The sequence below is a fragment of the Marinimicrobium agarilyticum DSM 16975 genome, assembly GCF_000423345.1.
In the GTDB taxonomy this organism is placed as follows: domain Bacteria; phylum Pseudomonadota; class Gammaproteobacteria; order Pseudomonadales; family Cellvibrionaceae; genus Marinimicrobium; species Marinimicrobium agarilyticum.
In genome coordinates this window covers 322,591-343,833 of sequence record NZ_KE384008.1, presented here as the reverse complement: position 1 = coordinate 343,833, position 21,243 = coordinate 322,591, and the positions used below count along the sequence as shown (strand labels likewise).

Annotated in this window: 18 protein-coding genes; 6 read left to right on the top strand and 12 right to left on the bottom strand. The window is 60.0% G+C overall.

All coding sequences use genetic code 11. The features are described from left to right. Positions 1-26 precede the first annotated feature (26 nt). Together G547_RS0117410 and topA are read right to left on the bottom strand one after the other, a co-directional pair. Positions 27-536, bottom strand: coding sequence for a DUF6586 family protein (locus tag G547_RS0117410; protein ID WP_027330923.1), 510 nt, complete (start codon positions 534-536; stop codon positions 27-29). 20 nt (positions 537-556) lie between these two features. Next, the gene (topA, locus tag G547_RS0117405) at positions 557-3,178 is read right to left on the bottom strand and encodes a type I DNA topoisomerase (RefSeq protein WP_027330922.1); all 2,622 of its coding nucleotides are present in this window, start codon (positions 3,176-3,178) and stop codon (positions 557-559) included. 328 nt (positions 3,179-3,506) lie between these two features. On the opposite strand from topA, the gene G547_RS22100 reads away from it, so the two are divergent. Then, a complete protein-coding gene (locus G547_RS22100) occupies positions 3,507-4,217 on the top strand; it encodes a hypothetical protein (RefSeq protein ID WP_036189274.1) in 711 nt (236 codons plus the stop codon). A gap of 41 nt (positions 4,218-4,258) precedes the next feature. Here the strand turns inward: G547_RS22100 and G547_RS0117395 are convergent, their stop codons facing one another. Continuing rightward, positions 4,259-4,747, bottom strand: coding sequence for a hypothetical protein (locus tag G547_RS0117395; RefSeq protein WP_027330921.1), 489 nt, complete (start codon positions 4,745-4,747; stop codon positions 4,259-4,261). 118 nt (positions 4,748-4,865) lie between these two features. Here G547_RS0117395 and G547_RS0117390 point away from each other — a divergent pair, with 118 nt between their 5' ends. Beyond that, entirely contained in the window at positions 4,866-5,321 is a 456-nt protein-coding gene (locus G547_RS0117390) for a universal stress protein (RefSeq protein WP_027330920.1), read from the top strand. 42 nt (positions 5,322-5,363) lie between these two features. Here the strand turns inward: G547_RS0117390 and uup are convergent, their stop codons facing one another. Next, entirely contained in the window at positions 5,364-7,271 is a 1,908-nt protein-coding gene (gene uup / locus G547_RS0117385; protein ID WP_027330919.1) for an ATP-binding cassette ATPase Uup, read from the bottom strand. 195 nt (positions 7,272-7,466) lie between these two features. Here uup and G547_RS0117380 point away from each other — a divergent pair, with 195 nt between their 5' ends. Beyond that, entirely contained in the window at positions 7,467-9,449 is a 1,983-nt protein-coding gene (locus G547_RS0117380) for a transglycosylase SLT domain-containing protein (RefSeq protein ID WP_084646170.1), read from the top strand. 57 nt (positions 9,450-9,506) lie between these two features. Here G547_RS0117380 and G547_RS0117375 read toward each other — a convergent pair whose 3' ends face one another. Further along, positions 9,507-10,445, bottom strand: a complete 939-nt coding sequence (locus G547_RS0117375; protein WP_027330917.1) for a chemotaxis protein CheV — start codon at positions 10,443-10,445, stop codon at positions 9,507-9,509. A 183-nt stretch (positions 10,446-10,628) separates the two neighbouring features. Between G547_RS0117375 and G547_RS0117370 the strand changes: the two genes are divergently transcribed. Beyond that, positions 10,629-11,858: an EAL and HDOD domain-containing protein gene (locus tag G547_RS0117370; protein WP_027330916.1), complete on the top strand. Its 1,230-nt coding sequence runs from the start codon at positions 10,629-10,631 to the stop codon at positions 11,856-11,858. 14 nt (positions 11,859-11,872) lie between these two features. Here the strand turns inward: G547_RS0117370 and G547_RS0117365 are convergent, their stop codons facing one another. From G547_RS0117365 to G547_RS0117340, 6 genes are all read right to left on the bottom strand, one after another. Further along, positions 11,873-12,118, bottom strand: coding sequence for a glutaredoxin family protein (locus G547_RS0117365; protein ID WP_027330915.1), 246 nt, complete (start codon positions 12,116-12,118; stop codon positions 11,873-11,875). Further along, on the bottom strand, positions 12,119-13,393 hold the full coding sequence (locus G547_RS22095) for a DUF5610 domain-containing protein (protein WP_036189270.1): 1,275 nt from the start codon (positions 13,391-13,393) through the stop codon (positions 12,119-12,121). It lies immediately after the preceding gene. A gap of 63 nt (positions 13,394-13,456) precedes the next feature. Next, a complete protein-coding gene (locus G547_RS22090) occupies positions 13,457-14,320 on the bottom strand; it encodes an FHA domain-containing protein (RefSeq protein WP_051235687.1) in 864 nt (287 codons plus the stop codon). Positions 14,321-14,385: 65 nt separating this feature from the next. Further along, entirely contained in the window at positions 14,386-15,093 is a 708-nt protein-coding gene (locus G547_RS0117350) for a sensor histidine kinase (protein WP_036189267.1), read from the bottom strand. Between the two features lie 31 nt (positions 15,094-15,124). Continuing rightward, positions 15,125-16,768, bottom strand: a complete 1,644-nt coding sequence (locus tag G547_RS0117345) for a tetratricopeptide repeat-containing response regulator (protein ID WP_027330913.1) — start codon at positions 16,766-16,768, stop codon at positions 15,125-15,127. A 91-nt stretch (positions 16,769-16,859) separates the two neighbouring features. Then, positions 16,860-18,707: a bifunctional diguanylate cyclase/phosphodiesterase gene (locus G547_RS0117340; RefSeq protein WP_084646168.1), complete on the bottom strand. Its 1,848-nt coding sequence runs from the start codon at positions 18,705-18,707 to the stop codon at positions 16,860-16,862. Between the two features lie 113 nt (positions 18,708-18,820). Here G547_RS0117340 and cmoA point away from each other — a divergent pair, with 113 nt between their 5' ends. Together cmoA and cmoB are read left to right on the top strand one after the other, a co-directional pair. After that, positions 18,821-19,555 (top strand): carboxy-S-adenosyl-L-methionine synthase CmoA, encoded by a 735-nt coding sequence (gene cmoA / locus G547_RS0117335; RefSeq protein ID WP_027330911.1) that lies wholly within the window; start codon positions 18,821-18,823, stop codon positions 19,553-19,555. Then, complete coding sequence (gene cmoB / locus G547_RS0117330) at positions 19,555-20,523, top strand: tRNA 5-methoxyuridine(34)/uridine 5-oxyacetic acid(34) synthase CmoB (RefSeq protein WP_084646242.1); 969 nt, start codon at positions 19,555-19,557, stop codon at positions 20,521-20,523. Before cmoA ends, cmoB begins: the two co-directional genes overlap by 1 nt. Before the next feature lie 10 nt (positions 20,524-20,533). Here cmoB and G547_RS0117325 read toward each other — a convergent pair whose 3' ends face one another. Further along, positions 20,534-21,076, bottom strand: coding sequence for a flavodoxin (locus G547_RS0117325; RefSeq protein ID WP_027330909.1), 543 nt, complete (start codon positions 21,074-21,076; stop codon positions 20,534-20,536). Positions 21,077-21,243: the final 167 nt, after the last annotated feature.

Here is a 21,243-nt window from a genome sequence, read left to right as displayed (position 1 = left end):
AGACCCGAACGTTCAGTGAGGCGTGGTCAGTACTCCGCGCTGGTCTCACGCTGGCGCTCGACGAGGTCATTGAACGCGCGATACCAGGCCTCCAGGTTCTCTCGGGAGACCTGTCGGGCGGCACCTGCGGGGGAATCCAGATCGACCACCTCAATGCGTTGCAGAGACTCCGCGACGGGCGGCTGCCAGAAGCTGTGGTAGGCGTTGTGAAGGCCGGACAGCCAGCTCTGGGCGTCCTCGCTCAACGCCTGTAGCTCACGGGCTTCGAATGAGGTCTTCCCCAACCGGTCGAGCGCCTGAAGCAGGTCCTGTTCCGTCAGGATCCGCGAGGTATCGGCCACGGTATGGTGTTCCGCCAACTCCCGCAGGTAATGACGATAAGCGCAGAGCAGGTGAAAAGCGCCGGCATCCAGCAGCGCCTGCCGCCTCAGTCGATCATCCGCCCGTTTGGGAACAGACTCCGACTGAACCAGTTTCATCAAAGCGCGGCAGTACGCCAGCTTCTGGTTTACCAGCGTAAGGCTGGAGGCGGCCATACATCTACCTCACTATCAATCTACTTGTTGGGAACCCATTTACCCTTCTGGTAAAACGCCTTCCAGCCGGTGGCCTTTCCCTCCACTTCCGACTGGACATACTGTTCTTTGGTTTTTCGGCTATAGCGAATCACCGTTTTGTTGCCATCGGGGTCCTCGGTGGGTGCCGAGAACAGGAAGTTGTACTTCGGGTCGATCGCTTTTTTGTGGGGCAATAATTCGGCCACCAACGGTGCGCGAGTCTCCCGGTTTTTGGGAAACTGACTCGCGGCCAGAAACAGGCCAGACGCCCCATCGCGCAGAACGTAAGTGTCGTCCACTTTCTCGCACTGCAGCTCCGGCATGGGCACCGGATCCATTTTCGGTGGCGCCGGCTCGCCACTTTTCAAAAGCTTGCGGGTATTTTTGCACTCGCTGTTGGTGCAGCCAAAGTATTTACCAAAACGGCCAGTCTTGAGCTGCATTTCACTGCCGCACTTGTCACACTCCAGCGTCGGCCCTTCATACCCTTTAAGTTTGAAGCTGCCCTCTTCCACTTCGTAGCCGGGGCAGTCCGGGTTGTTACCACAGATATGCAACTTGCGCTTACTGTCGAGCAGGTAGCTGTCCATGGCGGTGTTGCACAACTTGCAGCGCCGCTTGGTACGCAGCAACCGGGATTCCGCTTCCTCATCGGCGTCAGCATCCAGGGCTTCCTCCCCGGAAACCAGGTTCATCGTATTCTTGCACCGCTCCTTGGGCGGCAAGCCGTAACCGGAGCACCCAAGAAACACCCCGGTACTGCCGGTGCGTATCTGCATGTGTCGGCCACACTGGTCACATTTGATGTCGGTATCGGTGGGCGAGTTGGCCCGCATGCCCTGCTCACTGCTTTGGGCCTGTTCCAGTTTGCGAGTGAACTCGGCGTAGAATTCGTCGAGCAGTTGCTGCCAGTTCTTCTCGCCCTGGGCGACGTCGTCCAGCGACTCTTCCATACTGGCGGTGAAGCCGTAGTCCATCAGATCATCAAAACTTTCCACCAGGCGCTCGGTCACAATATCGCCCATCTTTTCCGCGTAGAAACGGCGATTTTCCAATCGGACGTACCCCCGGTCCTGAATGGTGGAAATGATTGAAGCGTAGGTCGACGGACGGCCGATAGCCCGTTTTTCCAGCTCTTTGACCAGGCTCGCCTCGGTAAACCGGGCCGGCGGTTTGGTGAAATGCTGGGACGGTTCCAGCTTGATCAGAGGCAGCGTCTGCCCCACTTTGATGTCCGGCAGCACCACGTCCTCGTCTTTCTTGGCCACCGGAGGCAAGACTTTGAGAAAGCCATCAAACCGGATGACCCGGCCGCGGGTGCGCAATTCAAAGTCAGCCGCCTTGACCACAATCGAGGTGCTCGTGAACTCGGCCGGACTCATTTGACAGGCAACAAACTGTTGCCAGATCAGGGTGTATAAGCGCTCGGCGTCACGCTCCATGCCGCTCAACTGATTCGGCTTGACCGTTACGCTGGAGGGACGAATGGCTTCGTGCGCTTCCTGTGCGCCCGCTTTACTCGAATAGACCGCAGGCGACTCCGGCAGGTAGCGTTTGCCGTACTCCTCCTGAATGTAATCACGACAGTTGGCCACCGCTTCCTGGCTCAGGTTGGTGGAGTCAGTCCGCATATAGGTGATGTAGCCTGCTTCATACAGCCGTTGGGCCATCATCATGGTTTTCTTGACCCCGTAGCCAAGGCGGGTGCTGGCGGCCTGCTGCAGGGTGGAGGTGATGAACGGCGCGGGCGGTTTGGACTTGGTGGGTTTATCCTCCCGGTCCGTCACCTCGTAACTCGCGCCCTCAAGCGCTTTGACCGCCGCCATGGCCTGGGCTTCGTTGAGCGGCTTGAAGGCTTGTTCGCCCTGCTTTTTCACTTCAAAGCGCACGGCCTCGCCTTTACCGGCGTTCAGTTGGGCCGCCAAGGTCCAGTATTCTTCGGGAACAAAGGCGCGAATGTCACGCTCGCGTTCGACCACCAGGCGCACCGCCACCGATTGAACCCGCCCGGCCGACAATCCCCGGGCGATTTTTTCCCAGAGCAGCGGCGAGAGCATGTAGCCCACCACCCGGTCCAGGAAGCGGCGGGCCTGCTGGGCGTTGACCCGGTCCCGGTCCAGCCGGCCGGGCTCCTTGAAGGCATTCTGGATCGCGGTCTTGGTAATCTCGTTAAAGACCACCCGGCGGTATTGCTCCGGCTCACCGCCGATGGCTTCCTGCAGATGCCAGGCGATGGCCTCACCCTCGCGGTCCAAGTCCGTCGCGAGGTAAATGGTATCGGCCTTGGCGGCCAGTTTGCGCAGCTCATCCACGACTTTTTCTTTGCCGGGCAGGATTTCGTAGTGGGCCTGCCAGCCGTGCTCGGGGTCGATCCCCATGCGCTTGACCAGTTGATCTTTCTGCTTCTTGGCTTTGTACTTGGCTTTTTCCGCAGGCGAGAGCTTGCGGGTCTTCGCCGCCTGGCGGGCACGCTCTTTCGGATCCACCGGTTTGGAGTTGCCGCTGGTGGGCAAGTCCCGGATATGGCCGACGCTGGACTTCACAACATAGTCGTTGCCCAAGTACTTGTTGATGGTCTTGGCCTTGGCCGGGGATTCGACGATAACTAAAGATTTACCCATGCGACTCTACTTTTCCGTTGCGATCGTGAGTGGATGGCCCGAGGCCAGAGCGCTGCAAAATGTCGGTTGAGGTGCGCATATATAAGTCCTGAACCGGGCTGGGTCAAGTCAGACCTTTTCCGAGGCCCCGTCAAGCGGACCTCGGAAATGCGCCTCCGGGGCGTAAAAGCAGGGTTTTCAGCCACCGCCGAGAGAGGTTCTATCTGCTTGATTTTGAAGGTTTTGATAACAATAATGCATAAAGCTTCGTCGCCTCCCGCCGACAACCTCTGGGGGCCAATGTCGCCCTTGTGACTTTCTCACCCTTAGCCGGACCGTATTGGGAGCCATGACCAGCCTACTGCTACTGACCTCGCTGATGCTGTTATCGCTGTTCGCGGTTCACATGGTGAACAAGCGGGAAGAGAAGTCTCGCCGGATTCGGCTGCAGCAGCGCCGTCTGCGCTGGCGCATCGATGCGCTCGAAGAGGTCTTGGTGGGCGTCGAGGAAACCCTGCCCACCCGCACCATTGCACGGTTCATCAATGCCGAGATCCTGCATTTGCTGGAACAGGCGCTGGAGCTGGAAAAAGGCCAGAACAGCCACCTGGAGACCCGCATCAATCATGTCCAGCAACGGGATGAGGAGATGGCGCAGAAGCTGCAGCAACCTTCCGCCAACCGTTTGCGGGAGAGCGATGCGGAGATGGCCCGCACAAAGGAGGCGCTGGAGCAGGCCGCACAGGTGCTGCGCCGGCAGAGTCAACAGGGGCGGCTCGCCAGGGAGTCACTGGATGACCACCTCCGGGAACTGAGCTGGACCAAGCTGATGGTGGAAGTGGTGACCTACATTGCCGAGGGCCACAAAGCAGTCATGCACGGGGATTTCACCACCTCTCAGGCCTACTACAAGAAAGCCCAGAGTCTGTTGATCAGCTCAGATGACCCCAACCCGAAACGGATGGAAGTGATTCGGGAACTCGGGGAGGTCATTCAGGGCAAGCGACAAGCGCTGAGCCAGGAGTTGATGCCGGAAGACGACTATAACCCCCACCCGTGACAAACGCTCCAGCGCTTCGGGCGTTTTCACGCAAGCTCGTTCTACGAGCCCGACTTTAAATCGTCCAGGAACGTCAGTACCGCATTCAGCGACTCCTCCCCGCCTGCTTCCGTCCAGTAGACCGACCAACCTCTGACATCGCCACTCACCGCCTTGACCGACCGGGGCAGCCTAGGCAACCGCTGGGCGAGCCACTGTTGCTCCCGGGCGCTGGCTCTCCCAGGCCCCTCCCAGGCCCAATTTTCCAGAAAATGCGATTCGTGCCGATAGGCTGACCGGATCAACATCCAGGATTGGGTGGGGCCGCCGCCTTTGGCCGCCGGGAGCTGGTAAGCCGGCATACGGCCCGGCTCTTCCATATCGGTCGCCTGGCGCGGTAACGCCTGCATGGAAACCGCAATGCCCTGCTCTCGCGCCCGCTCTCGCAGCCCGGCCAGTCGCCGATCATGAGCGCTGGGCTGTAGCAACATGACCGGCCCAAGGACCATTGCCACCACGCCCAGAAGTACCACCAGAACCCAAATATTCACTCACCACTCTCCTTCACTATCCGCTTTTCAAGCACCATAAAAGTGCTACTATCACTAATGGACGCCCGCATCGAAAGGCGTTTCCGCCGACTGCAACCGTGCATGGAGATCCAACTATATGGCCACCTACAAACACATTATCGCCGGCTTGGATTTGTCCGAGGAGTCCCCTCAAGTCCTCCAGCGCGCCACCGAACTCGCTCGGGACTGTGGCGCCACGCTAAGCCTGGCGCATGTGATCGAGCCGCTGACGTTTGCCTATGGCGGTGACATGCCCGTCGACCTGTCGGAAGTGCAGGAACAACTGCAACTGAAAGCCGAACAGGAACTGCAGCGGCTGACCCGCCAGACGGATTTTACGATCCAGCGCGAGCACGTGCTCGTGGGCCAACCGGCAACAGAGTTGCATAACCTTGCCAGTCAGGAGGGTGCGGACCTGATTATCGTCGGCAGCCATGGGCGCAAGGGCTTTGCCTTGCTCCTGGGTTCGACCTCGAACAGTGTGCTGCACGGCGCCAGCTGTGATGTGCTGGCGGTGAGGGTGGCCCACGAGGACGAGAAGGAGGGCTCCTGAAAAAACCGCTCCAAGACGCGCACCTCGGGGCTGGAAGGACAGTTAAGCGTCCTGCATGTCTTCCAGCTCCGCCCAACGTTCAAAGCATTGCTCCAGTTTCTGCTCCGTCTCCGCCAGTACCTTCAGGTGTGCATCCACGACGTCCTGAGGCTCGCTATAGAAGCCCGGGTCTGCCGCCCGGCCCTGCAGGGCCTCCAGCTCCGCTTCGAGTGCCTCGATGCGCTCGGGCAGTTGATCAAACTCCCGCTTGAGCTTGTAACTCAGTTTCTTGGTTTTAGCCTTGGGGGCCGGCTTTGTCTCCGCCGAAGCGCCGGGCTGGGCCCGGTCGTCGGGCTCGTCGGTCCGGGGCGCTCTATCATCGGTCCAACGCCCGCCCTGGCGCAGCCAGTCGTCGTAGCCCCCCACGTATTCTCGCACCTGCCCGCGGCCTTCAAAGGCGATAACACTGGTCACGATATTGTTGAGAAAGGCCCGATCGTGACTCACCAGAAGGACGGTGCCGTCATACTCGGTCACCAGATCTTCCAACAACTCCAACGTTTCCACATCCAGATCGTTGGTCGGTTCGTCCATCACCAGAAGGTTGGCCGGCTTGCTGAACAGCTTGGCCAGCAATACGCGGTTGCGCTCTCCCCCGGAGAGCGCCCGCAGGGGCGTCCGCGCTCGCTCTCCGGTGAAGAGAAAGTCGCTGAGGTAGGAGATGATGTGCCGGGACTTGCCGTTGAGCTCGATAAACTCACGCCCCTCGGCAATATTGTCGACCGCGCTCTGGTTCAGGTCCAACTGCTCGCGCAACTGGTCAAAGTAGGCGATCTGCAGGTTGGTCCCCAGGCGAACCCGCCCCTCTTGCGGTTCCAGCTCCCCCAGGATCAACTTGAGCAGCGTACTTTTACCCGCACCGTTGGCACCGATAAGGCCAATGCGATCGCCGCGCATCACCACCGTGGAGAAGTCGGAGACGATTGGTTTGTCCGGGTAGTGATAGGACACCCCCTCCAGCTCAGCCACCAGCTTGCCGGAGCGCTCACCCGTGGTGACCGAGAAACTGGCTTTACCTTGCAGTTCGCGCCGCTCACGCTGGGTTTCCCGCATGGCCTTGAGCGCCCGCACCCGACCTTCGTTGCGGGTGCGACGGGCCTTGATGCCCTGCCGGATCCAGGTTTCCTCCTGAGCCAGTTTCTTGTCAAAGAGCGCATTGTGCCGCGCCTCTTCCGCCAACGCCTGCTCCCGGTACTCCAGGTAGCGGTCGTAGGTCCCTGACCAGGTGCGCAGGTGCCCTCGGTCCAACTCGGCAATATCCGTGGCCAGACTCTGCAATAACGAGCGGTCGTGGGTAATAAAGACCAGCGCCCCCTGAAACTGCAGCAGTTGCTGCTCGAGCCACTCGATGGCGGCAATATCCAGATGGTTGGTGGGCTCATCGAGCAACAGCACATCGGGCTGCGAGACCAGGGCCCGGGCCAGAGCGACCCGACGCCGCCAGCCGCCCGAAAGGTTCGCCATCAACCAGTCTCCGTTCAGATCGAGGCGGGTTAGCGTGGTATCCACGGTCTGCTGAAACTGCCAGCCGTCCACGGCTTCAATTTTTTGCTGGAGGCGGGCAAGCTCATCCATGTCTGTGTCGCCCCCGGCCATGGAGAGACGATGAAACGCCTGCAGTAGAGCACCCACGCCGTCAAGACCGGCCGAGACCATATCAAACACGGTCTGATCGTCGGCTTCCGGCAGATCCTGAGCCAATCGGGCCACCTTCACTTCCGGGGCCAACTGAACCTTGCCGCCGTCCAGATCGACCTCGCCCGAAAGGACTTTCATCAGGCTGGATTTACCCGCACCGTTGCGCCCGATCAGGCACAGACGGCGGCCTTTTTCAATTGAGAGGTCGACGCCGTCAAGCAATACTTGAAGGCCGTAACTGAGCTGGGCATTTTCGAGTCGAATCAAAGACATGAGAGAGTTTCTTGATGTGAAGCACAAAGGGAATAAAAACCCGGTTTTTATCGCGTAACAACAGTGGCAGCGCCCTGGGCGGACTGATATGCTGATGTTATGACAACCCGGCGGACGAGCATCATACAGCCTATCGAGGCTGCACAGAAGAACAATCCCGCCCACCCCAGAGAGAACATTGAGGTAGCCGCAACTATGCGCTCGCAACGCCTTGCCACCCGACTGGTCCGTCTGACGCTGTGTGTCGCCCTGGCCATTCCGGGCATCCGCGCCGCCGCATCCGATTCACCGGCACTTTCTACCGACCTTCTGGCCACCGACCCTCTGGCCGCCCAGCGAGCCTTGTACCTTGAGGCGCGCGACGCCCTCTCCAAGCGCCAGATGACCCGTTACGAGCAACTGCGCGAGCAGTTGGGCGACTACCCGCTGACCCCTTACCTGACGTATCGTGAACTCACACGCACCCTACCCCGGGCGGAGCCCGAGCGGATAAGCCGTTTTGTCAGCGAACATGAAGGCTCCTACCTGGCGCGCCAACTGCAGCGACAGTGGTTGAACACGCTGGCCCGGCAAGAGCGCTGGGAGCAGTACCTGTCCGCCTACCGCGGCGAACTGGGGGATACCGACCTGCAGTGTTATGCCCTCCAGGCCCGGCTCAAGCAAGGCGATACCGATGTACTGGCCGAAACCGATGCACTGTGGAACGTCGCACACTCCCAACCCGAAGCCTGCGACCCGCTGTTCAATGCCTGGATGAAGGCCGGGCGCCTGACCGGGGAAATCGCCTGGGACCGGCACCGCAAGGCGGTGCAGGCCCGAAACTTGGGCCTTGCCAGCTATATCGCCCGGCAAATGCCCGAGACCGAGGGGGATTTCGCGCAATTGATGCGAGAAGTCGATCGCCATCCGCAGGTGCTGGCTCAGAACCACCGCTTCCGTCATCAGTCCGAGGCGATGCAAAGCATCATCAGCCACGGCCTGCGGCGCCTGGCCCGGCACGACGCGGTCAAGGCCCTGGAGCTGTGGCGAGGGTATGATGCCCAGCAGCTTTTTCCGGATTCCGAACGACTCCTGACCCAGGAGACCATTGCCCGCCGACTGATCGATCAGGGTCACCGCGAGCACGCTGACCGGCTCCTGGCCACCATTCCCACCCTGAGTGGCACGGACCTGGTGGAGTCCATCATCCGCGATGCGCTTCGCCAACTCGACTGGGCTCGGGCCTACACCTGGCTGAACCAGCTGCCGCCGGAGGAACAGGACAGCGAGCGCTGGCGCTACTGGCGCGCCCGCCTGATCGAGGAGCTGGACCTGAAAAATACCGGGCCCGAACCGCGGGACCTGTACGCCGCCGTCGCGGCCACCCGCAGTTTTTACGGCTTTCTCTCCGCGGACAAACTGGGGTTTGAATACCGCCTGATGGATCACCCAGCCGAGGTGTCCGAGGCCACTTTGCATACTGTGGAGAATTTGCCCGCCTTAAGGCGTGCGCGCGAACTGTTGCTTATCGGCGACATCAACAATGCCAGCCGGGAGTGGTACTACACCGTCCCTTCATTGGAAAAGACTCAAATTCTCGCGGCCGGCAAGCTGGCTGAGCGCTGGGGTTGGCACCGCAAGGGCATTCAGGCCATGGCCAGCGCCCGCTTCTGGGATGATCTGGAGGTGCGTTTTCCACTGGCCTACCAGGAACACGTGAAAACCGCCGCGGAGGCGACTTCCATTAACCCGCACCTGCTGTTCGCCATTGCTCGCCAAGAGAGTGCCTTTATGGCTCACGCCCGCTCCCCCGCCGGAGCGCTCGGCCTGATGCAGTTGATGCCGGCAACGGCGCAACAGACCGCCCGTCGGGCCGGTGTGCCCTACCGGCGCGCCGACCTGCTCAGCCCGGACACCAACATCACTCTCGGCAGCCGCTACCTGCACGAGCTGTTGAACGAGTTCAATGGCAACCGCATTCTGGCCACGGCGGCCTACAACGCCGGCCCCTATCGAGTGAAACAGTGGTTGAAAGACGGCGAGCAGAAGCTGCCTTACGATGTCTGGATTGAAACCATTCCTTTCCGGGAGACCCGGGGTTATGTCCAGAACGTGCTTTCTTATTCGGTGATCTACAGCTATCGGATGGGAGAAAAGAGCCCTTTCATTACCGACGAAGAGGCCGGCCACTCGTTCTGACCCACCTGTTGGCCACAGGCGCCGAGCCTGCGGCCGTTCAGAGAAAGCCGGGTGAGCTCACTGTGAGAGAAAGGCCCCCAACCGGGCCTGAACCACGGCCGCCAGTTCATCCGGAGCAAACTTCGACAGAAAGGCATCACAACCCACCTTCTCCACCATTGCCTGGTTAAAGCGGCCACTGAGCGAGGTATGCATGACAATGTGAAGCGAACGCAACGACGGATGTTTGCGAATCTCCGAGGTCAACCGGTAGCCATCCATTTCGGGCATTTCCGCATCGGTGATCATCATGACAATCTCCTCCTCGACCGACTTCCCCTGCGCCACCCACTCCTGCAACAGATTGAGCGCCTTGAGCCCGTCTCTGACCACAATCAACTCAAGCCCCAGGTCATTCAAGGTTTCCCTCACCTGCTTGGCCGCCGTGGCCGAATCCTCGGCCAATAGCACCTTGAGCCCCCGCGCCCTGGCCTGCTGCGCCAGAGTTTTGTCCAGGGTCTGGTCCGACACTGAGGTGTTCAACGTCGCGATCTCGGCCAGCACCCGCTCCACATCGAGAATTTCCACCAGCCGGTCATCCACGCGGGTAATGGCGGTTAAAAAGTGTGCCCGTCCCGCTCCTTCCGGCGGCGGCCGTACCTCCTCCCAATTGAGGTTCACGATTCGATCCACCGGCCCAGTCATGAACGCCTGAACCGTCCGATTGTATTCGGTCACGATGAGATTCCGCTCCAGGTCCTCCCCCAGCGGCCGGGCGCCAATAGCCTGGCTCAGATCCACCACGGGAATGGTCTGCTCACGCCAATGGGTCACGCCCACCACCTGACCGTGACTGTGAGGTATTTGACGCAAGCGCGGCATCTTGACCACTTCTTGCACTTTGAAGACGTTGATCGCAAACAGCTGGGCGCCGCCCAAGCGGAATAACAACAGTTCCAATCGGTTTTCACCGACCAACCGGGTGCGTTGATCGACATTACTGATAAAGCTGCTCATAGTCTTTTCACCCCGCTTTAAGCGGCTGTGTCGTTATGTAATCAGGGCTAGTGTAGCAGTTTTGGCACAATTTTCATCTTGTATGATGTTTTCCTGCCCACCGCCTGTTCTCTCGTTGTGCTACCCATTAACCGCGAGCTACACTGTGCAACCGATTCGCATTAAGGAAGTCGTCGTTGGTCCATGTCTGAGCTACTCCCGCTATTGGCGCGGCAACCCATATTCAACCGTTCGATGCAAGTGGTGGCGTACGAACTCCTGTGTCGGACCAGCCATCTGAATTACGCCGACTTCAACAACGGCGACTCCGCCAGCTCCCAAGTATTGCTTCACACCTTTACCGAGCTTTCGCTCGAAAGCGTTGTGGGCAAGCTCAAGGCCTACATCAACTTTACCCGCACGCTGCTGGTGACCCCGCCCCCCTTTGACCGGCGCCAATTGGTCATTGAGGTACTCGAAGACCAGACGGTGGACCAGACACTTCTGGACGGTTTGGCCCAGCTCAAGACCCAGGGCTATACCATCGCTCTGGACGACTTTGTGCTGACCGAGCGCACCCGCCCGCTGCTGGCCTATGCCGATATTATCAAGCTCGACGTTCTGCAGTTGACTGAGGCGGAACTCATTGATCATATTCAGACATTGAAACCGATGGGCCACACCCTCCTGGCGGAGAAGGTGGAAACTTACGAAATGCTTGAGCGTTGCAAGACGCTGGGCTTCGATCTGTTTCAGGGCTACTTCCTGGCACGACCGAAAATTCTCAAAGGCCATAAGGTCACCGAGAGCAAGCAGGCAGTACTGCAGCTGCTGGCCGCCCTGCACGACCCGGAGGTCCCTATTCTCCGGGTGGAGCAACTGCTGTCCCAGGACCCGGTGCTCAGCTACAAGCTCCTGCGGCTGGTCAATTCGGCCGCCTTCGCCCTGCCCCGCACCATCGACTCCCTGCGCCAGGCCATCACACTGCTTGGCCTGGATATCATCAAGAACTGGGTGAACCTGCTGGCCATGGCCAACCTGGGGAACAAACCCAAGGAACTCAGCGTGGCGGCCCTGAACCGGGCGCGCATGTGCGAGGCCCTGGCCGGTGTCATGCGCAACGAAAAACGCCAGGACGCCTTTTTTACCGTGGGCCTGCTCTCTACGCTGGATGCCTTTATGGATATTCCCCTGGAGGTGCTTTTGGCCAATCTGTCTCTGAGCCGCGAGCTTTCCGAAGCGCTGCTGCAGCACACCGGCCACGAGGGCCGGGTGCTCGATATCGTCGAGCATTACGAGCGCGGGGAGTGGGAGAAAATCGACTGGGCGTTCCTGGACCAGTTTGGCATCAGCCCGGAGTTACTGTCACAAACCTACCTCGAGTCGCTTCAGTGGGTGTCGACCACTCTGGACCAGATTGGATTGAACCGCTGACGCAGAAAACCGGTTCAGTCGCTGAGCCATTGTGCGAGCTGTCGCTCATCGAATGGCCAGTCCAGTTCCTCTTGACTGCCGGCCCGGACAACCACAGGGATTCTCACGCCGTAGCGTTCCACCAGATCGTCCGAATCGGCAATATCCACCTCTTCTAGCCTCCACCCTCCCGAGGAGAGAGCGGGCCAGAGTCGGTCCTTGGCCTGCTCGCACAGGTGACATCCCAGGGTGGTATAGAGAATGAGCGTGTTATCTCTCAATTACGCCTCGCGGTTGGTGTCGCCCGGTTCTGGGGTGGTCTCACGCTGATCCGTCACCGAATCCGTAGTGAGCGTCTCCAGCATCCGCGCCATAAACTGCCGCAGAGAGCCGGCCTCGTCAACCGTTTCGCCCACATCGCCAGAGGCCATCCGCTCACTGGTGTCCAGCAACAGTTGTTGGGGTTGGGCACTGATTTGTTCCGCTTGCGCCAAGGCCGCCTCCATATCTTTGAGGAACTGCCCAACCGGCGCCAGGCGCTCCTGCAGGCTCGCGGCGCCTGAAGGCATGCCATCGGCGCGCCCCACCTGGCCATAGCTCTCACTGACCCGGCGAATGTCCGTCTGGCTCAAGCTCAGCGAAAATTGCGCAACCTGGTCACGGTCATAGCCAAGATCCATCGCAGAGGCCATGGCGCCCTCCAGATCTCCCCCAAAAAACTGCTCGGACAAGGAATCCACCTGCCCCAGAAGTGACTCGATTGCGGCCCGCTCGTCGTCATTCAGATCGCCCTCGACACTCCAACTGGCCGAGCGGCTTGCGGCGGCGGAGAAGGACTGCCCCTGGGGGTTGCCGCTGAGCGACGCAGCGCCACTGCTGTTCGCCTGAATCGAGACCAGATCCCCTTCCGCCGTGGTCAGCTCAAAGCTGAACGAGCTGGCTCGGGCCTGCTCATAGGCATAGGCAAGCGGGGAGCGGCGAACGCTCTGGTCGGCCTCTACCTTATCGCCCTGTTCGTCACTCTCGGGGCGGTTGAAGGCGTTCTCAAGGATTCGCTGTCTCAGGTCGTCAATGCCCGACAACACCCGATCCCGGGTATCGTCGATGTCGGCCTGAATCTGCGGCGTAAACTGGCTGAGCGCCTCCAACTGCTTCTGCGCCTCGGCAAAGCCTTTTTTGAACCCGGCCAACCCTTGCTCCAGTCGATCCTGCAACTGTTCCTGGGTGGCACCCTCAGCGGCATCTTTCTGCAGGCGGCGCTCTATGAAACCGAGAATATTGCCCGCCACTTTTTCCGCTGACAGAGGTTCGAACTGGGCGAACTGACCCGCCGAGCCAGTACTTTTGGCCGCGAGCTTCTCGTACCCCATCTGTAAGGTCCGCTCAATCACCTGAAAAGCCCGCTGACGGTTTTCTTCCAGGCTGGCTCCCTTGGCATTACCGCTCGACTCCTGGCTCTTGGAGGATTGGCGATTGGACTGAATCAGATCGCGCGCTCCGTCGTTGGCGCGCGCATCGGCGGGACGTCCCGAGGAGTGGATATTGGAGACTGACATGGCGACCTCCCATGAGGCAAAAATTGCGTTCCAGCCGGGTTATCGGCCGGAAGCCCGACATCTTTAGCTCCCCTGGAACAGCCACACCCCCATCACCGCCGCCACCAGAGTAATCAGCACCAAGCCGCCAACCCAGCCCCGATAGCGGGGGCCGACTTGTGTCTCCCCGAAAGCGGGGGCGGACTCGAGTCGGGTGCGGGCGTTGGCCGCAGCGGGAGAGCGGGGCTCGGAGTCCATAGGCCGGGGGCGACGGGGCGCCGCCTGACGGGCGACGGCGGAGCTCACCTCACGGGTGGAACGCACGGTGGTCTTGCCCAGATCATCCGCCGGACCCAGCACCCCGAAGCTCAGGGTGTCAAAACGTAGCTCGTCACCTCGGCGCACGCGGGACTCGGTGATTTTTTGCCCATTGAGGAAAGTCCCATTGGAGGACCCCAGATCTTTCACATACAGGAGATCGTCAATGACCTGTAGTTGGGCGTGGCGACGCGAGAGGTGAGCCGCGGCCAGGTGAATGCCGCACTCCTTTGAGCGACCGACCAGGGTGACATCCTCCAGGGGAAACACCCGCCCGCCCATGACCGCGCTATTGGCCTTCAGGCTCCACTCGGAAGGCACGGGCATTTCCTGCTCAAGGTCTTTCTTCGGATCGATGACTTCCAGCTCCAGATCACCCAGGGCGATCTGGTCCCCCTCGCGAATCGCACAGCGATCTTCAACAGGCTCACCGTTGACGGTCAGGGGGTTGTCGGGCGCACGGTTTTTCAGTACCAGGCGGTCACCGCGAACCCCGATAACGAACTGAAGACTGGCAACGGCAGGGTTATCCAGAATCAGGTCATTTTTGGCAGATCGCCCGACCTTTACCCCGGGTTCCACCAGCCAAACCGCTTGATGTTTGTTATGTCGGGCTCGGAGTTTCAGCATAATCGTTCGTCGCAATCGTTCTTTTAGTGGTCGTTTTGTGGCCGACGGGGTGGGGCTCGGCTGCGCTACGGCAACCGCAGCGTCAGTACCCCGCCACCCAATGGGCCGTCATTTTCCAGGTGAAGGGAGCCACGGTGGCCCTTCACCTGATGAAGCTCCACCACTCGGTGGGCGAACAACAAACCGAGATTGGTACTGCCCCGGGAAAACGAGACACCGGCATTGGGCTCAAAGGGGGCATCCAGCATGGATTGGGGATACCCCGCTCCGTCATCGGCAATGGCGATGCAAAGTGTACCCTGATCCTCACTGACGCGCACTTGTAGGCGCTCTTTGGAATACCGGGCGCCGTTCACGAGCACATTGTTGATAACGCCGCCGATCAGTTCGTTGTCGTAATACCACTTCAGATCGGGATCACACACCACCTCGGCAATGATTCCCCGGGCCTGGAACAATACATCGTTGCGATCGATCTGGTCTTCGAGCGTATCGATCACAAAATGCTCATCCAACTGGACCCGAAGGGACTCGTGCTGCATTCGATACAGGGACAACAACTGAACCAGCTCGCTGTTGATTCGGGAGGCTTCGTACCCCAGCACCGCGAAGGTTCTGCGCTGACTGTCGTTCTCCGGAGGGGTTTCGGCGAGCATCGATTCGAGCGTCTGCAACAGCATTCCGAGCGAGTTCTTCATATCGTGCACGCTTGAAGCCAGCACAAAGCTGAAATCGAGCTGGTCGTCTGTGTCTTCCAGAGGCGAGTTCGCCATAGCATCTCCGTTTTTTAAACCCTTCAATGATTCAGGCACCGGTTTTCAAACGTCTTTCGCTCTGCTTCTGCAGATCCTGTAACTGTCGGAAACGGCGGAATTGTTCGTGATTCGGGGTAATGGTCTCAGAAACAAACAACAGTATTTCATTGAGTCTTTCGACTTCGGTTTCGTTGGTCTGTTCGGCCCCCATCTTGTCCAATAGCGCCTGCGCCAGGTTCAACCGCACACCGATATGTCGGGGAAACTTGCGCAGCGCCTGATCAAAGCAGTCGATCGCGTCCCGATACTGGGCGTTTTCATAGTGACCGATTCCGCGTTGATTGATTTCTGCGACCAATTGGCGATTTTTTTCACTGACCGGTTCTTCAAGCAGACGATCAATTTTTTCCAGGTCGGCCTCGCTCTGCCCATAGACCGACACCAATTCCTTAAGCAGATCTGCCGCCTCATCAAAACGCCCCAACGCCCGATAGCTTTTCACCAACTCCAGTGAGGCATCCAACCCCAGCACCACCGCCTCGTCGACCATCAGCTCTTGGGCATCGGCCAGCAACTGCTCGGCTTTTCGTTTATCCCCCTGCCCTGCGGCAATCTGGGCCTCCACCATCTGGCCCTCGGCGCGCAACTCCGGGGTTTTCCCGAAGCGTTGCTCGTACTCTCCCAACGCTCGCAGGGCGTCCCGCGAGAGCTGTTTGGCCAACGTCTTGTCTTCCTGAAACAGGCTGGCGGTGGTCCGCGCCAGGTTCAGGTGCACGTCCGGTAAATCGTAGACGGAGTTCTCCCCCAGCCGCACCGCTTTTCGATACGCCAGGGCGGCGGTAGAAAGATCGTGATTCTCCAGCGCGACCTCCGCCAGTCGTTGTTGGCGTTGAATCGCCAGAGGGGACACCTCGACCGCATCGCGCAGCACTTTCTGCAGCCGGTCCCGCGCCCCCTGCTCCCGACAAAGCTCGGCCTGCAGGTCGTAGGCGCGCATACACAGCGGATGTTCCTGCAGGGTTTCCTCCAGCCACTGCTGGGCACTCAAAGGCTCTCCCTGAGCCCGCTTGACCTCCGCCATGCCCAACATGGCCCAATCCAGCGGGCGCTGCTCGAGAGCCTCCCGGTACAGATTCTCCGCCGCCTCCAGGTCCCCCTGGTCCAGATAAACCTGGCCGAGTATCTTTTGCGCCTGGGGGGCAAACCGGCCCTGGGCTTCCATTTCTTTGCGACACAGTGCAACCGCGGTATCGATCTCTCCGGCTTTGATGGCCCGGTGAATGGGGCCGAGCTTCTCCCGCCTTGCCATCAGGCGATCGAGCCGCCGCTGCAGGGAGCGTGTGGTCACCGGCTTGGTCAGATATTCGTCCGGCTCGTAGTCGTAGGCCGCCATGACAATGCTGCGGCTGGACTCAGCGGAGATCAGGATAAAAACCGCCAGGGGATCCAGAATCCGGTGGTAACGCAAATCCTCCAGCACCTGTTGGCCGGTCTTGCCCTTGCCCAGATTGTGATCGCAGAGAATCAGGTCATAAGAGGAGGCTTTGCACAGCCTTAGCGCTTCGGCGCCGTTGCCGGCGGTATCGATGGACGAAACTCCCATGTCCATCAGCATTTTGCTGACGGTCATGCGAAAGCTGTCGAAATCGTCCACGATCAGGGCGCGCAGTTTGCTGTACCCGGCGTAGGCCATACAGTGTCTCCGAAACGGGGGAACTCCACTTTTAACACAGAATAGCGCAAAACCCCGGACGGGTAACAGAAAAGGCAGGAAATTCAAAAACCTATAGGTCGAGCGCGGACCCGATAGACCGCTCAGAAGCCGGCACGCTGGCGGGTGCCCGGCGGCGGGACTCAAACAGGACGCTACCGCCCTCGCGTTTGGCGCTGTGTTTGGCGTCGGCCAACAGATGAGCCACCTGGTGGTGGGTTTTGCAATAACGAGGGTCCGGCGTGACGCAGCCGATGGCCAGGGTCAGAGACCCGAAACGCTGACGCTGCCCGACCCGATCCAGGCTCCAGTAATCTTTCTGGCCTTCGGGCATCAACGCCGAAGCGGCCCGGGAGAACTCGGACAGAACCCGTTCACAGCGTTCGCGCCAGTCGGAGCTGCGGAACACCAGGACGAAGTCATCGCCCCCCACGTGGCCGACAAAATCCCTCACGCTGTCCACATGGCGTATCAGTAGCTCTCCGAGCATCAGAATGACATCATCCCCCATGCCGTAGCCGAAGGCATCGTTGAACGGCTTAAACTGGTTAATGTCACAATAGGCGACGGTAAAAAGCTGCCTCTCCAGCAACAGATGGTCGATCCATTCGTACAGCGGTACATTCCCCGGCAGTTGCGTGAGCGGGTTGCTGTGCCGGGCCAGGCGAAGCTTCTCCTCGGTAATGCAGCGCAGCAGTCGCCCGATGCGCACCACGCCGGCGTAAGAACCCTCCTGAGACACCAGCAGATCCACGCTCAGGTTCTGCAGCGGGTCCTCGGTGACCATCTGGCCGGCTTCCTTCAGCTCACACCCCACCTCCACCAGAATCGTGCGTTTGCAGATGAAGGTCTCGACTGGCTTGTCGGCGTGCAACTCATAGGAGTAGCGGTGGGAGAAAATATTGAGCAGTTCACTACGGCTGACCATTCCCAGCGGCCGGTCCCCCTGGACCACGGGCAGACAGGTCAATTGCGGGTCGGCCCGGAAACGCTCAACCACGGTGAGAGTCTTGGTGGAGGGTTCGATAGACGCGGCGTACTGAGTGATGTCTCCCACCGTCTGGCGAAAGCTGTCGTGGTGACGGACACGGAAACCATCCAGGGACAGCCCCTGGGTCAAGTTCACCGGTGGCGTGGCGCTCGGGCGGGCGAGCAAAAACCCCTGCACATAGTCCACGCCCAGCGAGGCCAGGGTACGCAGCTCTTCTTCCCGCTCAATGCCCTCGGCAATCACCCGGTTGCCAATACGGTGGGCGATATCCAGCATGGCGCGCACGAACTCCCGCTTGACCGGATCCGCATCAATGCCGCTGATGAAATGCCGATCAATCTTGACGTAATCCGGGTTGAGCTCGCTCCATACCCGAAGCCCGGCGTAGCCGGCACCAAGGTCATCCAGCGCCACGGCAAAGCCCTGATGACGGAAATGGTCGGTCGCCGCCCGCAAGGGGCCGAACTCATCCAGCGGCTGACGCTCGGTCAGTTCAAATACCACCCGCTCGGGCGCCAGCCCGACGCGCGCCAGTATTTCCCGGGTCACACCTTCCCGATAGTGCTTGTCGGTGAAACTCAAGGGCGACATATTGAGAAAGAGCTTGCCCGGCAGCTTCAGGTCGACAAACTTGCGACAGGAAACCTCCCGACAGGCAAATTCCAGGGCCGCCAACTGCTGACTGCAGCGGGCGGCGTCAAACAGCTGTGCCGGTGTGTAGAGGTCGCGGCCCTGCTCGCCTCGAATCAGTGCTTCGTAGCCAATAATCCGGCGATTGTCCAGAGAAACGATGGGCTGGAACAGTGGCTGGAGACGCCGCTCGTCAATCAGGCGCTGTAGCTGTTCCGAGAAGCGTCGCAACGGCTCCGAGGGCTCGGTGAGGGATAGGACCGACTCAATATCGGGAGAGGGATTCTGTATGGCAGACATATCGACATTCTGAGGCATCTTTATGAACGTTTTATGACAGAGCGCCCCTGCCAATTGCGGGCGGCAACCGGTACAATTCGCGCTCTCCGAGATTCCCGGTTGCAGGTTTATCCATGTCAGACATCCGCCCCGACCAGTTGTACGCCAACCCTTTGGGGGAGGTCAGCCGCTTCGCTTTTGATCGGGCGGTAGTCGAGGTGTTTCCCGACATGATCAAGCGCTCCGTGCCCGGCTACGCCACCATCATCAACATGATCGGGGACCTGGCCGAGCGCTACGCGCTCAGCAACAGTCGCTGTTATGACCTGGGCTGCTCCCTGGGGGCCGCTACCTTGGCCATGCGTCACCGGATTCGGGCCAGCCACTGCGAGATCGTCGCCGTGGACAACTCCCCCGCCATGATCGAGCGCTGCCGACAGGTGCTGGCCGCCGATACGGCGGAGCCGCCGGTTGAGCTGGTCTGCGAGGATTTGCAACGGGTCACGCCCGAAAACGCCTCGATGGCCGTGCTCAACTTTACCTTGCAGTTCATTCCCGTTGAGGAGCGACTGGCCGTACTCAAACGCATCGCCGATGGGTTGCTGCCCGGGGGCGTGTTGATCCTGTCGGAAAAAGTCGCCTTCGACGATCCGATTCACAATGACTTGATGATCGAGCTGCACCACAATTTTAAACGGGCCAACGGCTACAGTGACCTGGAAATCGCCCAGAAGCGCAGCGCTCTGGAACAGGTACTGATTCCCGAAACTCTGGGTGCCCACCGCGAACGGCTGCGTGAGGCGGGTTTCACCAGTGTTGATGTCTGGTTCCAGTGTTTCAACTTCGCCTCCCTGATCGCCATCAAATGATGAACTACCAATCGTTATTGACCGTCCTGCGGGACCACCCCAAGCTCGCCGCCTGGGCCGAATGCCTACCCCAGCAGATCGCCCAGGGGCTGGATACACAACGCTACGGGGACCTGCCCCGGTGGCTTGAGGCACTGGAGGCCCTTCCCACCCCTCAACCCACCACCGTGGAGCTGGAACAGGCGGTGCGCATCGACGGGGACATTAGCGAGGCCACCCGCCAGCAACTGCGGGAGGCGCTGGAAGCGCTGATTCCATGGCGCAAAGGGCCCTATCAACTCCACGGCATTGATCTGGACACCGAGTGGCGCTCGGACTGGAAATGGGACCGGGTGCTCCCCCACCTGGCGCCACTAAAGCACCGCTGGGTGCTGGATGTGGGGTGCGGCAATGGCTATCACTGCTGGCGAATGCTGGGAGCCGGGGCGGAGCGGGTCATTGGCATCGACCCCTCGCCACGTTTTGTCGTGCAGTTCGAAATGATCAAGCGGTTGATCGGCGGCGCGCCACCGGTCGATGTGCTACCCGTGGGAATCGAGGCACTGCCGCCTAAAATGGAAGCGTTTGATACCGTTTTCTCCATGGGTGTGCTCTACCACCGACGCTCGCCCATGGACCATTTACGCGAACTCAAGGAGGCCTTGCGCCCCGGTGGGCAACTGGTGCTTGAGACGCTCGTGATTGAGGGCGAGGACGGAGACGTCCTGGTGCCCGAAGGCCGCTACGCCAAAATGAACAACGTCTGGTTCCTGCCCAGTGGCCCCAGTCTCTTGCGCTGGCTACGCAAAATGGGATTCCGGGCGCCGAGAATGGTGGACTTCTGCCCCACCACCACGCAGGAGCAGCGCGCCACACACTGGATGCGGTTTCATTCGCTGGCGGAGTTTCTCGACCCGGAGGATCCGCGTTTTACCGCGGAGGGGCACCCGGCACCCATCAGAGCGGTGTTTGTGGCCGAAGCCCCTTAAACCCGGAAGTCTATTCGCTCAACGGGGTCAGCGGGGTCTTCAGGCCGAAGGCCTCGTGGATCTGGCGGCACCAGCGATTGAGCCGTTCCTGGGTCTGATCTTCCTGCTGATCTTCATCCAGCGCCAGCCCTACAAAGAGGCCCTCGCCGGGAATCTCCGCCTTGGAAGCCTCGTAGTCATACCCCTCTGTGGACCAATGCCCCACAATGCGGGCGCCACCCGCCACAATGACGTCATGAAGCATGCCCATGGCGTCCAGAAAGTAATCGCCGTAGCCAAACTGATCCCCCAACCCGAACAGGGCCACGGTCTTGCCAGAGAAATCCACGTCGGCTACGTCATCCCAGAACTCTTCCCAATCCGATTGAATCTGACCAAAATCCCAGGTGGGGATACCGAGAATCATCTGTTCGTATTCGGCCAAATCCAGTTGAGTGACATCGGCGATATCGTGCACCTCGACCTGCTCCTGCCCGAGACACGCTTGGATCAGGTAAGCCACGCGCTCTGTGTTGCCTTCATCGCTGCCGAAAAACAGACCAATTTTCGCCACATGCACCTCAGTCAAGTCAGGTCGGCCCCGCTCATTCCGGGCCGCTTTGGAGGGCGAATTCTCCCAATTCTGGCCGCCTCAGGCAAGTACCGGGTACGGGTTAGCGGCGTGTTAAAAAAGGTTAAACCCGGCGGCACGTCATGACAGACGCCCGGCACTGTTGCACA